Raw genomic sequence first — 14,733 nt, 5'->3', positions numbered from 1 at the left:
GGAAAGCGTTTTGGCAAAGCCGGGCGGCGATATGGCGCGAAAGGGCGCATTGCGATTGATCCAGGGCATACGCGAGGGGCGGTCCTTGTCGGACCAGTCCGGAGCGACACGCACCCTGCCCGTGGCCGATCAGGCCCGTGCGGCCCGGCTGGCGGCGGAAACGCTGCGCCATCAGGGACGGGCGGACCGGGTGATCGAGGGGCTGGTCAGCCGCAAGCCTGCCCCGCAGGTGGCCGACGTGCTGCGCCTGGCGGTGGTCGAGATGCTGGAGCTGGGCGCCCCGGCGCATGGGGTCGTGGGTGCCGCAGTTGATCTGACCCGCACCCTGGGCAAGCGCGGGCAGGCCGCCGCAGGCATGGTGAACGCGGTCCTGCGCAAGGCTGCCGAGTTCAAGGGCTGGGCCGACCTGCCCCCCCAGCCCTTGCCCGAATGGCTGCGCGAACCCCTGACCGAAGCTTATGGCGATCCGGTGATGCAGGCCATCGAGGCGGCGCATCAACAGGGCGCGCCCCTGGACCTGACGCTCAAGCCGGGTGCCGCACCGCTGCCCGGGGCCGATGCGCTGCCCACCGGCTCGCTGCGCCTGCACGGGCCGGTGCATGTTTCGGCCCTGCCGGGATTCGACGCGGGCGACTGGTGGGTGCAAGACGCAGCCGCAGCCCTTCCTGCCCGCCTGCTGGACCCGCAGCCGGGCGAGCGGATCGCCGATCTTTGCGCCGCGCCGGGTGGCAAGACGCTGCAACTGGCGGCCGCCGGTGCAAAGGTGACGGCCGTCGACATCAACGACCAGCGCCTGAAGCGGGTGACCGAAAACCTCGCCCGCTGCGGGCTGAAGGCCGATCTGGTCGCGGCCGATGTGCTGGACTGGCATCCCGATGCCCTTTTCGATGCAATCCTGCTGGACGCGCCCTGCAGCGCGACCGGAACGATCCGCCGCCACCCGGACCTGCCGTTCATCCGCGACGGCCATGGCATTGCCGAACTGATCGACCTGCAGGCATCCCTGCTGGATCATGCCCTGTCGCTGCTGCGCCCGGGGGGACGGCTGGTGTACGCCACATGCTCGCTGATCCCGGACGAGGGCGAGGTGCAGATCGACGAGGCGCTGGCCCGTCATCCCGGCCTGACCGTGGAACGCCCCGAGATGTCCGGCATCGAGGCCGACTGGATCACCGAGGAAGGCGGCCTGCGCCTGCGGCCCGATTTCTGGCCCGAGCGGGGCGGAATGGATGGTTTCTACATGGCGCGCCTCAGAAAGCTTGTGGCCGGGTAACCCTGAGGCCCCTGCCCCAGCTTGTGGCGGCAGAACCGTCCTCGAGGAACGCGGCATCGGCCATATCGCATGACCGCCCGGAAACTGGCGCAGGCGGTCATGCAATCACGCGGCGCCACCAGCCTGTCCCGCAGGGCTGGCGGCCTTCAGGAACCGGCGCGTCCGTTCCTGGTTGCGGCACCGGCCACGCCGGCCTGCAGGTTCCTCCGGCACCGTTGATGTGCCAACGGCGCCATCGGGCGCTGGACCTTCGGCGCAGGCTTCGGTAACTGGACGCAAACCAGACACGAGGCCCCCATGACCCGTTCCGCTCCTTCGACCGTGGCCCTGAAACGTGCGCTGATCTCGGTGTCCGACAAGTCGGGGCTCATCGACTTTGCCAAGGCGCTGGTCGGCCGCGGGGTCCAGATCCTGTCCACCGGCGGCAGCGCCAAGGCCCTGCGCGAGGCAGGCCTGGATGTGACCGACGTGGCCGAAGTCACCGGTTTTCCGGAAATGATGGATGGCCGGGTCAAGACGCTGCACCCCAAGGTGCACGGCGGGCTGCTGGCGCTACGGGACAACGACGATCATGTGGCGGCCATGCAGGAACATGGCATCGGCGCGATCGACCTGCTGGTCGTGAACCTTTACCCGTTCGAGGACACCGTCGCCAAGGGCGCGGATCACGACGACTGCATCGAGAACATCGACATCGGCGGCCCGGCGATGATCCGTGCGGCCGCCAAGAACCACGGCTTTGTCACCGTGGTCGTGGACGTCCGGGACTATGACGCGCTGCTGGCCGAACTGGACACCCATGAGGGTGCGACCACCCTGCCCTTCCGCCAGCGCCAGGCGCAGATCGCCTATGCCCGCACCGCAGCCTATGACGCCGCCGTCAGCACCTGGATGGCCGGGGCCATCGGCGAGGACACGCCCCGCCGCCGCGCCTTTGCCGGCACGCTGGCGCAAGGCCTGCGCTATGGCGAGAACCCGCACCAGCAGGCGGCCTTCTATGTCACGGGGGAAGGCCGTCCGGGCGTCGCCACCGCGACCCAGCATCAGGGCAAGGAACTGTCCTACAACAACATCAACGACACGGATGCCGCCTTCGAGCTGGTGGCCGAGTTCGACCCGACCCAAGGTCCCGCCTGCGCGATCATCAAGCACGCCAATCCCTGCGGCGTGGCCCAGGGCGCGACGGCGCTGGAAGCTTACAAGCGCGCCTTCGACTGTGACCGGACTTCGGCCTTTGGCGGCATCATCGCGCTGAACCAGCCGCTGGACGGCGCCACCGCCGAGGAGATCGTCAAGATCTTTACCGAGGTCGTCATTGCCCCCGATGCCAACGAGGACGCCAGGCGGATCTTTGCGGGCAAGAAGAACCTGCGCCTGCTGACGACGGGCGGCCTGCCTGACCCGCGCGCGGGCGGATTGACCTTTCGTCAGGTTGCGGGCGGGTTTCTGGCACAAGGCCGCGACAACGGCCATGTCACCCGCGCCGACCTGAGGATCGTGACTGAGCGCCAGCCCTCCGAGGAGGAACTGGCCGACATGCTGTTCGCCTGGACGGTCGCCAAGCACGTGAAATCGAACGCCATCGTTTATGCCAGGGATCTGGCGACGGTGGGCATCGGTGCCGGCCAGATGAGCCGCGTGGACAGCACCCGCATCGGACGCCGCAAGTCCGAGGACATGGCGCAGGCGATGGGCCTTGCCCAACCCCTGACCATTGGCGCGGCCGTGGCCTCCGACGCGTTCTTTCCCTTTGCCGACGGCATCGAAGCGCTGGCCGAAGCGGGCGCCAAGGCGGTGATCCAGCCCGGCGGATCGATGCGCGACGACGAGGTGATCGCGGCCGCGAACCGCCTGGGTCTGGCCATGGTCCTGACCGGCCAGCGGCACTTCCGGCACTGATGGTCATCGAGCCCAAGAAGCCCGCTTCCAAGGGACCGAAGCCTGTGGGCAGCGCCCCGGCACGGCGCGCTCCGGCGCGGCAGCCCAAGACAGCCGTCCGTGAATCCAGCGAGATGCGGCTGGTGGCGGGGGTCGCGGCGGCGGTCTTTGTTCTGGATCAGGCGCTGAAATACCTTGTCGTCCATGTCCTGCAACTGGACATGAAGCGCGAGATCGACGTGTTGCCGCCCTGGCTGAACCTGCGCATGGCCTGGAACCAGGGCGTGAACTTCGGGCTGATGTCCTCGGACCAGGACGTGATGCGGTGGGTGCTGATCGGCATCGCGCTGGCAATCTGCCTGTGGGTGGGCATCTGGGTCTGGCGCGCGAAACTGGGCCGTTTTGCCCGGATCGCGGCGGGCATGCTGATCGGCGGCGCGCTTGGAAACGTGGTGGACCGGGTTCTTTACGGCGCGGTGGCGGATTTCCTGAACATGTCGCTGCCGGGCTGGCAAAACCCTTACAGCTTCAACGTGGCCGATATCGCGATCTTTGCCGGGGCGATCGGGCTGGTCCTGACGCCGCAGAACAAGCCCGAGGCAAAACCGACACCGCGCAAGCCTGCTGCCCGTCCACGGGTGGAGCCGCCGAAACCCGCAGTCCCGCGCCCGCCCAAGCAGGGCGACCTGTTCCGCGACGTTCCCCGCCCCGAGGCGCGGGACGACACGCGTCAGGACCTTGGTGACGGCGGTGGAAAATCCGGCTAGAACGGGCGAAGCAAGAGAAAAGGGCCAGGACATGCGGACGGTTGCGCTGATCATCGGACTTGTGGTCGCCACGGGGCTGGGCGCCTGCTCGGGCGGATCTCAGTTGAACAACTTCAAGTCCGGCCGCAGCGGCCCGGACGAATTCGCGATCCTGCCGACACGCGCGCTGTCCATGCCGCCCGACCTGGCGGTGCTGCCCGCGCCCACACCGGGGGGCGCGAACATCACCGACCCCAACCCGCAGGGTGATGCCGTCGCGGCACTGGGCGGCAACCCCGAACGTCTGGCCGACCAAGGCATCGCCGCGGCCGACCAGGCGCTGGTGGCGCAGGCCACCCGCACCGGCAGCGATCCGCAGATCCGCGCCACGCTGGCGCAGGCGGACGCGAACTGGCGCGCCAGAAACGGTCGTCGCCCGCTGGAGCGTCTGGCCGGAGGCTCGGTCTATCAGCGCGCTTATGCCCCCATGGCGCTGGACGCCGATGCCGAGCAGCTGCGCTGGCAGCGCGCCGGCGCCATCACCTCGACGGCTCCCGCGCCCGCACAGCGCTGATGGAGGCAGGCCTCGACCCGTCCGCGCCGGACTTCGGGGCCAATCCATGGCCAACCTATGCCCGGCTGCGCGCGCAGCCGGGCCTGTCCTTCTGGTCAAGCTTTGACGGGCATCTGGCGTCGCGCATGGCCGATGTCCGTACCATCGCCCTGGACCGGCGGATGGTGCGCAATCCCGCCACCTTTGCCGGCCCCGAGGAAGCGCGCCGCCTCAAGATCGCCGCGAACTTCCACGACATGCCATATCACGAGCGCTTCGTGCAGACATCGATGCTGGACATCGACGGGGCTGATCACGACCGGCTGCGGCGCGCGGTTTTTCCGTTCTTCACCAAGACGCCGCTGGAAAGCCTGCGCGGCTTCGTGACGCATTGGGTGGACGAGGCGCTGGACAGGCTGATCCCGCAAAGGCGCATCGATTTCATCGCCGACCTTGCCGCGTGCCTGCCGGGCCAGGTGATCGGTCACCTGATCGGCACCCCGGACCACATGGCATCGCAGATGACCGGATGGTCCGAACAGGTCGTCCGCTATTTCGACATCGACCGTACGGCCCCGAAGAAAGCCGCCGCGGAACAGGCCACGCGCCTCTTTGCGGCCCTGCTGGAGGAACTTTACCAACAGCGCCGCCAGCAGCCACAGGCCGACCTGATGTCCGCCATAATCGAGGCCGAAACGGCGGGTCTTCTGACCCATGATGAGGTGATCGCGACGATCATGCAGATTCTGCACGCAGGGCACGGCTCGACGATCGATGTGATGGGCAGCGGGCTTCACGCGCTGCTGACGCATCCCGACCAGATGGCCCTTCTGCAGGCGCAGCCGGAACTGATGCCGCAGGCCGTGCAGGAGATGTTCCGTTTTGCCACCCCCTTGCCGTTCTTTCATCGCTATGCCTGCGAAGATCTGACGATCTGTGGACTGTTCTGGCCGCGAGGCACCAAGTTCGGGCTGCTTTACGCCAGTGCCAGTCGCGATCCGGCCGCTTTTGCGGCACCTGACAGGCTGGACATCACCCGCCGTCCGAATGTGCATGTGGCCTTTGGCATGGGAGCCCATGTCTGCCTTGGCAACAACCTGGCACGGTTGAACATGGAGGTCCTGTTCGCCGCCCTGCTGGCCCGCGTGCCCTGCCTGTCGCTGGACGGGCCGGCGTGCTGGAAATCGGGCCTGCAGGCCCATGGACCAATCAGCCTGCCGCTGCGCCTCGAGATCTGATCGGTAATCAGCAAAAACGATCCCCGGCCCCCATCGAAGGGGCCAGAGATCGGGGGGCTGCGCCCCCGAAGCCCCTGCCAAGCCCGCACAATCCCGCGAGGGTGGCTTGCGCCGTCTCATGACGCGGTCCAAGTTCCCCTTCAGCAAGAGGAGGTTGCAGCCACCATGCGTCGCCCCGCATTTCGTTCCGCCTTGGCCACGGCCCTGGTGACGACCACATCCCTGTGGGCTTGGCCCGTTCTGGCCGAGATGCCAGAGGGAATCACCCATTTCACCCTGCCGAATGGCCTTGAAACGGTTGTAATCGAGGATGACCGTGCACCGGTGGTCGTGCAGATGGTCTGGTATCGAATCGGTGCTGCTGATGAACAACCCGGCAAGTCAGGCATCGCCCATTACCTGGAACACCTGATGTTCAAGGGCACCGACACGCTGGAAGCTGGTGAGCTGTCCAAAACCGTCACCGCCAATGGCGGCAGCGACAACGCCTTCACCTCCTGGGATTTCACCGCGTATTTTCAGCGCATTGCCAGCGACCGTCTTGATCTGGTGATGGGAATGGAGGCTGACCGGATGGAGAACCTTTCCATCTCGGACGAAGACTGGATGGCGGAACGCCAGGTGGTGCTGGAAGAACGGGCACAGCGGATCGACAGCGACCCCCGCGCTCTGTTCGCCGAGGAGGTGAACGCCACTCTTTACGACAACCATCCTTATGGGCGCCCCATCATCGGCTGGCGCGACGAGATCGAGGCGCTGACCCGGGAGGATGCGATCGCCTGGTACGACACGCATTATTCGCCGAACGAAGCCGTGTTGGTCATTGCCGGGGACGTCACCCCCGAAGAAGCGCGCCGCCTGGCTGAAAAGCACTATGGCGGCATCCCGGCCACCGGCGAGGCCGAACCGCGGGTCCGCCCGCAGGAACCGCCAAAGCAGACCACCCGCCGGATCGAGATGTCGGACCCCCGCGTGGCCCAGCCCCAGATGACGCGCAGCGTTCTGGCCCCTGAACGCGACCCGGGCCAGCAGGAAACGGCGGCGGCACTGACGGTGCTGGCGGACCTGCTGGGCGGGTCGATCCAGACCTCGGTACTGGGACGCGAACTGGTGCTGCCGGGCAAGGCGCTGTGGGTCGGGGCCAGCTATGACGGACTGTCGCTGGACAGGACCGAGTTCACGCTGTCCCTGGTGCCTGCGGACGGCTCCTCGCCGCAAGAGGCCGAAGCGGCACTGGACGCTGCCTTGGCCCGCTTTCTGGAGCAGGGACCGGCGGAAGCGGATCTTGAGCGGGTCAAGACGCGCATTCAAGCAGCCCAGATCTATACACGAGATTCGGCGCATGGACGGGCCTATGACTATGGCCAGGGCCTGGCAGTCGGCCTGACGGTCGAGGACGTGAACGACTGGCCCGACATTCTGGGTGCGGTGACATCCGAGGATGTCATGGCCGCCGCACGCGAGGTTCTGTCGGACCGTGGCAGCGTCACCGGCTGGTTGCTGCCCGCCGAAGCCACTGAGGACGCGGCCGAAACCACGGCCGGACCACCCGCCGCGCCACCTGCTCCTGCTCCTGCTCCTGCTCCTGCTCCCGAACAACCTGCAAGCCCAGAGGTGCAAGGATGATCCGCGCCACCATTGCGACCCTTTTCGCCCTGCTGGCCGTGCCCGCGCAGGCCATCGAGATCCAGGAGGTCACGTCCCCCGGCGGGATCGAGGCGTGGCTGGTCCAGGACGAAAGCATCCCCTTTGTCGCGCTGGACATCCAGTTCAGGGGCGGCGCCAGCATGGATGCATCGGACAAGCGCGGTGCCGTCAATCTCATGACCGGATTGCTGGAAGAGGGTGCGGGAACACGCGACGCGACCCAGTTCGCTCAGGCTGTTGAGGATCTGGGCGCACGCCTGTCCTTCAATGCGGGCGATGACAGCGTTTCGATCGGTTTCCAGGCCCTGACCGACAACCGTGACGAGGCTGCGGATCTGCTGGCTCAGGCCCTGACCCAGCCACGCTTCGACGATCAGGCGCTGGAACGGGTGCGTGGTCAGGTCCAGGCCGTGATCCGCTCCGAGGCGACCGATCCCAACAGCATTGCTGCCAAGGAAATGTCCAAACAGGCCTGGGGCAACCACCCTTATGCCACCTCGATCAACGGGACGCGCGACAGTGTCGCCGCCCTCAACCGGCAGGATCTGGTGGCCGCCAAGAACCGCGTGCTGGCCCGTGACCGTGTGGTCGTGGGTGCGGCGGGCGACATCAGCGCGGAAGAACTGGGCCTGCTGCTGGACCGCATCCTGGGCGGTTTGCCTGCCGAGGCGACGGCCCCCCTGCCCGGACCTGCAGAGCTGCAATTGACCGGTGGCGTGACGATGGTCGACTGGGACAGCCCACAGACTGTCGTGGCCTTTGCCGGGCCGGGCCTGCCGATCGACGATCCCGATTACTTTGCGGCCTTTGTCGCCAACCATATCCTGGGCGGCGGCGGCTTCAGTTCGCGCCTGATGGCCGAGATCCGTGAAAAGCGCGGCCTGACCTATGGCGTGGGGACCAGTCTGGCCTCGGGCCTTTACGGGCAAACCTGGCAGGGCGGCATGGCCGGGTCCAACGCCACCACGGCCGAAGCGGTGGACCTGATCCGACAGGAATGGTCGCGCCTGTCCGAAGGGGTGACCGATCAGGAACTGACCGACGCAAAGACCTATCTGACGGGCGAATACCCCTTGCGCTTTGACGGAAACGGCCGGATCGCCTCGATCCTTTCGGGGATGCAGCTGATCGGCCTGCCCATCGACTATATCGATGCGCGCAATGCCAAGGTCGAGGCCGTGACGGCAGAAGATGTGACCCGCGTCGCGGAACGGCTGCTGGACACGGATCAGCTGCGTTTTGTTCTGGTGGGCCGGCCCGAGGGGATCGAGGACACATCGGCCGAAGCGTCCAGCAACTGACAACCATTCCGCAAACGCGCCGCATGCCGCAAGGGACGCGGCGCGTTTTCATGACCGGGCGCTCTCTGGCGGCGACCAGCGGCTGCTGCTAGGTTCGGGGCGATGAACACCCACCTTTCCCCTATGCCCCCTGTTATCCGGCAACTGGACGAGGCCACTGCCAACCGCATCGCGGCGGGCGAGGTGGTCGAACGTCCGGCTTCGGCGGTCAAGGAACTGGTCGAGAATGCGCTGGACGCCGGCGCCACCCGCATCGACATTGCCGTCGAAGAAGGCGGCAAGCGGCTGATCCGCGTCAGCGACGACGGCTGCGGCATGACGTCATCGGACCTGCCCCTGGCCTTGTCGCGCCATGCGACCAGCAAGATCGACGGGTCGGACCTTCTGGCGATCACCAGCTTCGGGTTCCGTGGCGAGGCGCTGCCTTCGCTTGGTGCGGTCGGACGGCTGACGATCACCTCGCGGATCAAGGGTGGCGACGGCGCCGTCATCACGGTCAGCGGCGGCCGCCTGACGCCGACGCGGCCCGCCGCCGCAAACTGCGGCACGGTGGTCGAGTTGCGAGACCTGTTCTTCGCTACGCCCGCGCGACTGAAATTTCTGCGGACCGAACGCGCCGAAACGCAGGCCGTGGCCGAGGTGGTGCGCCGTCTGGCCATGGCCGAGCCCTTTGTCGGCTTCTGCCTGAGCGCTGACGGCCGGGAGATCTTTCGTGCCGATGCCGAACAGGGAGAATTGTTCGGTGCCCTGACCACGCGGCTGACGCGGATCATGGGGGCCGATTTCATCGACAATGCCCTGCCCCTGGATGCCGAGCGCGATGGCATCACCCTGACAGGATTTGCTGCCCTGCCCACCTATTCGCGAGGTGCGGCGGTCGCGCAGCATCTTTACGTCAATGGCCGCCCGGTTCGCGACAAGCTTCTGACAGGGGCGTTGCGGGCGGGCTACATGGATGTGCTGGCACCAGGGCGTCATCCTGCGGCCGTTCTTTACCTGTCCTGTGACCCGCAGCTTGTGGACGTGAACGTGCACCCCACCAAGGCCGAGGTGCGGTTTCGCGACCCGCAGGCGGCGCGCGGGCTGGTTGTCAGCGCGTTGCGTCACGGCATGGCGCATGCCGGACATCGGGCTTCATCGACCGTGGGTGCCGCGACGCTGGACGCCTTCCGCCCCGAACCGGTGTCCACGCCTGCGCGCCCCGGCGCCTATCGCTCTGAAACGCCCTCCGCATCGGCCATCCGCACGGCGCTGGACCTGCAGGCCCCTGAGCTTGGCTCAGGATTTGCCGAAACCCCCTCGGCCCGTTTCGAGGCGGTGATCGGTGAAGCGCCGGACGATGCGCCCTTGGGGGCCGCGCGCGCGCAGGTCCACGAGAACTATATCATTGCTCAAACGTCCGACGGAATGGTGATCGTCGACCAGCATGCCGCCCACGAGCGTCTGGTTTATGAGCGTCTGAAGGCACAGGCCGAGACACAGGGCATCCGCAGCCAAGCCCTGCTGATCCCCGACATCGTCGAACTGGGTGAAGCCGACGCCGCACGTCTTTTGTCGGTTACGGAGGATCTGGCTGGGCTGGGCTTGGTGATCGAGCCCTTTGGCGGGGGGGCGGTGGCGGTGCGCGAGGTGCCTGCCATGCTGGCGCGGCTGGATGCCAAGGCGATGATCCGCGACATCCTTGACGATCTGGCCGATCAGGGCAGTTCGGACAGGCTGCGGGCGCGGATCGATGCCGTCCTGTCCTCGATGGCCTGCCACGGCTCGGTTCGCTCGGGCCGGCGGATGACGGCGGACGAGATGAACACCCTGCTGCGAGAGATGGAACGCACACCCCGGTCCGGCCAGTGCAATCACGGCCGCCCGACCTGGGTCAAGCTGCGCCTGTCCGACATCGAGCGCTTGTTCGGCCGCCGCGACTGAATCCCGGCATGAAGCGGGCGGCCCTTGGGCAGCCTTTGTCAGGCCTTGTTCTCAGGCGTCGCTATCCGGTGCGTCTTCGGGCGTGACGCGGATCAGCTGGCCATTTTCCTCGTCGGTGATCACCATCAGGGCGCCGTCGCTGGCCACCTCGACTTCGCGGACGCGGCCGATACCCTGCAGATGGCGGTCTTCTCCGACAACCCGGCCATCCTCGATCTGCAGCCGGATCACGTCCTGCGAGCGCAGCCCGCCCAACAGGGCCTGGCCCTGCCAATCGGGGAACATGTCCCCCTCATAGAAGGTCATGCCGCTGAGGGCCGGCGAAGGATCCCAGTAGTAGACGGGCTGCTGCGTACCTTCCTTTTCGGTCGCGCCCATCTCGCTGCCGTCATAGTCGGTGCCATAGGTGGCCTCGGGCCAGCCATAGTTCACCCCAGCCTCGATCAGGTTCAGTTCGTCGCCGCCCTTGGGGCCATGTTCGTTCATCCACAGCCGGCCGTCCGGGCTCATGGCGGCACCCTGGATGTTGCGGTGACCCATCGACCAGATCTCGGGGAGGGCGCCGTCGATGCCGGCTCCGGCCGGGCTGCCGTCCTGTGCATCGATGCGGATGATCTTGCCCAGCGTTGCCTGGGGGTCCTGTGCATATTGACGCGGTTCGGGATTCGAGCGCTCGCCCAGACCGACAAAGATATGGCCTTCGCCATCATGCACGATGCGTGCACCGAAATGCTTGGTCGAGGCCCAGGCCGGCTGCTGCTGCCAGATACGCTGGACGTCCTCCATCGTTCTGCCGTCTTTCGACAGGATACCCGTGGCGACGGCGGTGGCATTTTCGCCGTCACCGCGCGGCTCGGCATAGGTCCACCAGACACGGCGGGTTTCGGCGAAATCATCGGCCACCGAGACATCGTGCAGGCCACCCTGATCGCGGGCATCAACCTCGGGCAGCCCCTCGATCGGGTCAGTAAGCGTGCCGTCAGGGGACACCATCCGCATGCGGCCCGGACGTTCCGTCACCAGCCAGTCCCCATCGGGCAGTTCGACCAGCCCCCAGGGATGCTCCAGCCCTTCGGCCAGAACCGTCCGCGTCAGTTCCACATCCCCTTCCAGTTCGGGCGCCCGCGTCTGGTTTTCGAAGGCGGGGGTCTGGTCATAGGCGGCACCGTGCGCAGGCGTCTGGTTGAAATCCTGTGCGTTTGCCAGACCGGCCAGCATTCCGGTGGCGGCAAGGGTGATCAGGCTTGTCGTCGTGCGGCGCATCGGTCGGGTCATGGCTTTCCTCCGGATGGGTCAATGAACTGCCGACCCAATGCCCCGCCGCCCGGCATGTTCCGGAACCCAAGGTCACGTTGGTGTCAAGGCCGGGAACACTTCCCTCTCGAAGCGGTGAGCTTGTTGCCAAGCTTTGAAACATGTCTGCCGTCTCGGCCTCACACGCCCGTTCCTTGATTGCAGCAGCGTCTTCTGCCTCAGGTTCTCTCCGAATGCTTTTGGTACAGCGCCTCGGCCCGGTCCCAAGCACCCCTGTCCGGCGCATCGAGCGCCTCCAGCACGGGCAGCAACTGGGCGGCATAATCCTCCGAACTTTCACGCGGCAGCATCGAAGGCAGGTTGTCGATGGCCATCACGTCCAGCGGCTGAGTCTCGGACACGCGGAGCACGGGCGCGTCCCAGGTGGTGGCTTGGTCATAAACCTTGATGGGGGAGAACTCACTGGTCGGATCGCAGGCCACGTCGCCGATGACGGTCAGGGTCCGGGGGGCCGTTGTCGCATCGGCGGGCACGAACACAGGCGCGCCTGGTTGCGCCAGGATCGCGTTGATGAAGATGTCGTGCATCAGCACCTCGGGAAAGGGGCCGCCATGGGCCGTTTCGGCCATGTCCCAGGCGGTCACGCCGACGCCCAGTTCCGCCATCAGATCACTGGCGCCTCGTCCGACGCGGCCCTTGGCACCGATCACGATGGCGCGTGGCCGGGGGCGCGCAGTGGCGTCCAGTCGGGCCCGCAGATCGTCCAGCAGGTGATGGCGGTCGGGAAAGGCCCGGACCGGTCCGCAAAAGTCCCCTGCCTGCTGCGCGACCCAGGCCATCAGGGACACGGCCGCCCCCACATAGCCCGCCCAGTAGCCAAAGGCCGCAAGGCGCCGCCCTTCCTCGTCCGTCAGGTACTCCAAGTCGTACAATGTTCCGCCTCCAGCCCTGAAACGATCCAGCAGGGTCTGACCCGAGGGTTGGTCCTTGAAGGCGTGGCCGAACATGATGTGGCGGTGTTGCAGGGGCGTGTCGTCCTCGGGCAGTTCCTTGAGGCCGAAGATGAAGGCGTCGTCGGGCGCCGTGGGCCAGCTGCCCTGCGGGGCGATTGTCGCCCCCACCTTGGCATATTCGGCTGTCGGGATGATGCGGTGCGGACTGTCTTCGACCGTCACCGTCATGCCCTGCGCAATCAGCCGCGCAGCGCCCTTGGGGGTGATGCCCACCCGTTCCTCGTTCGGGCGGCTTTCCGCCCTGATCCACAGATGCGTCATGCCTGTCACCTTGTTGCCATGTCCTGCGTCCAAGCTGTAGGTCACGCATCCCCCTGCCGCAAGCGACGGAACCGGGCACCCCCGGACCGTGTTCCCGCCCCGTGACCCCTGTTCCCCGGAAGGATTTCTGCCATGCGCCTGACACGCCGCACCGGACTGACACTTGCCGCAACCCTGCTGGGCAGTGCCATGCCTGCCCTGGCACAGGACAGCGAATACCGCCATCCCGTCGAGGGCGGCGAGGTCGTGATCCACCCTGTCAGCCACGCCTCCATGGTGCTGGAAACCCCGGGCGGCGTGATCTACGTCGATCCGGTCGAAGGGGCCGACCTGTATGCCGACCTGCCCGCGCCCGACCTGATCCTGCTGACGCATGAGCACGGCGATCATTACGACCAGCCCACCCTGGACGCCCTGCCGGAGGCGCCGATGATCGCCAACCCGGCCGTCTTCGACATGCTGCCCGAGGCGCAGCAGGCCCGCACCACACGCATGAAGAATGGCGACGAAGGCACGGCGCTGGACATGCCGATCGAGGCCATTCCCGCCTACAACATCACCGAGGACCGGTTGCAGAACCACCCCGAGGGGCGTGACAACGGCTATATCCTGACCATTGGCGGAGAGCGCTTCCTGATCGCGGGCGACACTGAGGATACGCCGGAACTGCGCGCACTGGAGGACATCCATGTCGCCTTCCTGCCGATGAACCTGCCTTATACCATGTCGGTGGAACAGGCGGCCGAGGCCGTGGCGGCCTTTGCCCCGGATGTGGTCTATCCTTATCACCACCGCGGCAGCGACCTGCAGGACTTTTCGCGCCTCGTCACCGAAAGCGGCGTCGACACGCAGGTGGTGATCGCCGAATGGTATCCCGAAGGCGAAAGCTGAGCCAATCCAGTGCCGTCGGGTGGCCGCCTTCTGCGCATCGCGGGGCTGATCCTTGCGGCATTGGCCATCGGCCTGATGGCCCTGCGCCTGTGGCCGTCGCTTCCGGCGCTGCAGTCGGACCTGGGACTACTGCATGACGTGATCGACCGGGGCCAAGGCTGGCGCGACCGCAACCCTGCCCCGGCGGCGCTGGCCTTTCTGGGGGCCTTCAGCCTTGCAGGTGCCTTGCCCCTGCCGGTCATCGTCGCCCTGACCTTGGCGGGCGGCGCCTTTTTCGGTTTTTGGCTGGGTCTGGCGCTGTCATTGCTGGGCACGGTGGCGGCGGCCCTGCTGACCTTCTGGACGGCGCGTCACCTGCTGACCCTGCGCGTCCGGCGTGCCTTGGGCAACCGGGTCCAGCAACTGGACCGCGTCGTGGCGGAGGACGGGGCGCTGGCCCTTCTCAGCCTGCGCCTGACGCCGGGGCTGCCGTTCTTCGTGTTGAACACGGCATGCGGGCTCAGCACCATGCCGGTGCGTGTCTTTGCCGGCATCACCGCCCTAGGGGTGCTGCCCAACAAGGCCATACTGTCGGCTGCCGGAACCCAGCTGGCCGAGATCGACCATGTGTCGGACATCGTGGGACCACGCATTGTCGCCGTTGTCGTTCTGCTGGCGGTCTTTCCCTGGATCGCACGGGGGATGAGCCGCCGTCTGCGCCGCACGGCCAGCGCTCAGAAGACAGGTGGCTAGAAAGAGGGCGCATGAAAGACAGG

General features: G+C 66.7%; 12 protein-coding genes. 10 read left to right on the top strand and 2 right to left on the bottom strand.

The genetic code is table 11. From position 1 onward, the window contains the following. The first annotated feature begins 31 nt into the window (after positions 1-31). From ACLHHB_RS02685 to mutL, 8 genes are all read left to right on the top strand, one after another. Positions 32-1,273 carry an RsmB/NOP family class I SAM-dependent RNA methyltransferase gene (locus ACLHHB_RS02685; protein ID WP_410216741.1) on the top strand — a complete coding sequence of 414 codons (1,242 nt, stop codon included), beginning with the start codon at positions 32-34 and terminating at the stop codon, positions 1,271-1,273. A gap of 297 nt (positions 1,274-1,570) precedes the next feature. Further along, entirely contained in the window at positions 1,571-3,172 is a 1,602-nt protein-coding gene (gene purH / locus ACLHHB_RS02680) for a bifunctional phosphoribosylaminoimidazolecarboxamide formyltransferase/IMP cyclohydrolase (RefSeq protein ID WP_410216740.1), read from the top strand. Between the two features lie 44 nt (positions 3,173-3,216). Further along, positions 3,217-3,918 carry a signal peptidase II gene (gene lspA / locus ACLHHB_RS02675; protein WP_410216739.1) on the top strand — a complete coding sequence of 234 codons (702 nt, stop codon included), beginning with the start codon at positions 3,217-3,219 and terminating at the stop codon, positions 3,916-3,918. Positions 3,919-3,949: 31 nt separating this feature from the next. Then, positions 3,950-4,471 (top strand): DUF3035 domain-containing protein, encoded by a 522-nt coding sequence (locus tag ACLHHB_RS02670; RefSeq protein ID WP_410216738.1) that lies wholly within the window; start codon positions 3,950-3,952, stop codon positions 4,469-4,471. After that, on the top strand, positions 4,471-5,688 hold the full coding sequence (locus ACLHHB_RS02665; protein WP_410216737.1) for a cytochrome P450: 1,218 nt from the start codon (positions 4,471-4,473) through the stop codon (positions 5,686-5,688). Before ACLHHB_RS02670 ends, ACLHHB_RS02665 begins: the two co-directional genes overlap by 1 nt. A gap of 165 nt (positions 5,689-5,853) precedes the next feature. After that, the gene (locus tag ACLHHB_RS02660; protein ID WP_410216736.1) at positions 5,854-7,314 is read left to right on the top strand and encodes a M16 family metallopeptidase; all 1,461 of its coding nucleotides are present in this window, start codon (positions 5,854-5,856) and stop codon (positions 7,312-7,314) included. Further along, positions 7,311-8,636: a M16 family metallopeptidase gene (locus tag ACLHHB_RS02655; RefSeq protein ID WP_410216735.1), complete on the top strand. Its 1,326-nt coding sequence runs from the start codon at positions 7,311-7,313 to the stop codon at positions 8,634-8,636. Before ACLHHB_RS02660 ends, ACLHHB_RS02655 begins: the two co-directional genes overlap by 4 nt. A 102-nt stretch (positions 8,637-8,738) precedes the next feature. After that, positions 8,739-10,559 (top strand): DNA mismatch repair endonuclease MutL, encoded by a 1,821-nt coding sequence (gene mutL, locus ACLHHB_RS02650; RefSeq protein ID WP_410216734.1) that lies wholly within the window; start codon positions 8,739-8,741, stop codon positions 10,557-10,559. A 51-nt stretch (positions 10,560-10,610) separates the two neighbouring features. Here mutL and ACLHHB_RS02645 read toward each other — a convergent pair whose 3' ends face one another. Further along, positions 10,611-11,834 carry a PQQ-dependent sugar dehydrogenase gene (locus ACLHHB_RS02645; protein WP_410216733.1) on the bottom strand — a complete coding sequence of 408 codons (1,224 nt, stop codon included), beginning with the start codon at positions 11,832-11,834 and terminating at the stop codon, positions 10,611-10,613. A 197-nt stretch (positions 11,835-12,031) separates the two neighbouring features. Next, on the bottom strand, positions 12,032-13,087 hold the full coding sequence (locus ACLHHB_RS02640; RefSeq protein ID WP_410216732.1) for a saccharopine dehydrogenase: 1,056 nt from the start codon (positions 13,085-13,087) through the stop codon (positions 12,032-12,034). Positions 13,088-13,219: 132 nt separating this feature from the next. On the opposite strand from ACLHHB_RS02640, the gene ACLHHB_RS02635 reads away from it, so the two are divergent. Both ACLHHB_RS02635 and ACLHHB_RS02630 read left to right on the top strand, forming a co-directional pair. After that, the gene (locus ACLHHB_RS02635) at positions 13,220-13,978 is read left to right on the top strand and encodes an MBL fold metallo-hydrolase (protein ID WP_410216731.1); all 759 of its coding nucleotides are present in this window, start codon (positions 13,220-13,222) and stop codon (positions 13,976-13,978) included. A gap of 9 nt (positions 13,979-13,987) precedes the next feature. Next, positions 13,988-14,710 carry a TVP38/TMEM64 family protein gene (locus ACLHHB_RS02630; protein WP_410216730.1) on the top strand — a complete coding sequence of 241 codons (723 nt, stop codon included), beginning with the start codon at positions 13,988-13,990 and terminating at the stop codon, positions 14,708-14,710. Positions 14,711-14,733: the final 23 nt, after the last annotated feature.

The sequence above is a fragment of the Paracoccus sp. (in: a-proteobacteria) genome, assembly GCF_046462195.1.
In the GTDB taxonomy this organism is placed as follows: domain Bacteria; phylum Pseudomonadota; class Alphaproteobacteria; order Rhodobacterales; family Rhodobacteraceae; genus Paracoccus.
This window is presented reverse-complemented; position numbering and strand designations above follow the sequence as displayed.

Excerpts from the sequence above, each read along its gene's own strand:
- ACLHHB_RS02685 (WP_410216741.1), top strand. The coding sequence starts at position 32 with ATGGCGCGAAAGGGCGCATTGCGATTGATCCAGGGCATACGCGAGGGG.
- ACLHHB_RS02665 (WP_410216737.1), top strand. The coding sequence starts at position 4,471 with ATGGAGGCAGGCCTCGACCCGTCCGCGCCGGACTTCGGGGCCAATCCA.
- ACLHHB_RS02640 (WP_410216732.1), bottom strand. The coding sequence starts at position 13,087 with ATGACGCATCTGTGGATCAGGGCGGAAAGCCGCCCGAACGAGGAACGG.
- ACLHHB_RS02645 (WP_410216733.1), bottom strand. The coding sequence starts at position 11,834 with ATGACCCGACCGATGCGCCGCACGACGACAAGCCTGATCACCCTTGCC.
- ACLHHB_RS02635 (WP_410216731.1), top strand. The coding sequence starts at position 13,220 with ATGCGCCTGACACGCCGCACCGGACTGACACTTGCCGCAACCCTGCTG.
- ACLHHB_RS02670 (WP_410216738.1), top strand. The coding sequence starts at position 3,950 with ATGCGGACGGTTGCGCTGATCATCGGACTTGTGGTCGCCACGGGGCTG.
- purH (WP_410216740.1), top strand. The coding sequence starts at position 1,571 with ATGACCCGTTCCGCTCCTTCGACCGTGGCCCTGAAACGTGCGCTGATC.
- ACLHHB_RS02660 (WP_410216736.1), top strand. The coding sequence starts at position 5,854 with ATGCGTCGCCCCGCATTTCGTTCCGCCTTGGCCACGGCCCTGGTGACG.
- ACLHHB_RS02655 (WP_410216735.1), top strand. The coding sequence starts at position 7,311 with ATGATCCGCGCCACCATTGCGACCCTTTTCGCCCTGCTGGCCGTGCCC.
- mutL (WP_410216734.1), top strand. The coding sequence starts at position 8,739 with ATGAACACCCACCTTTCCCCTATGCCCCCTGTTATCCGGCAACTGGAC.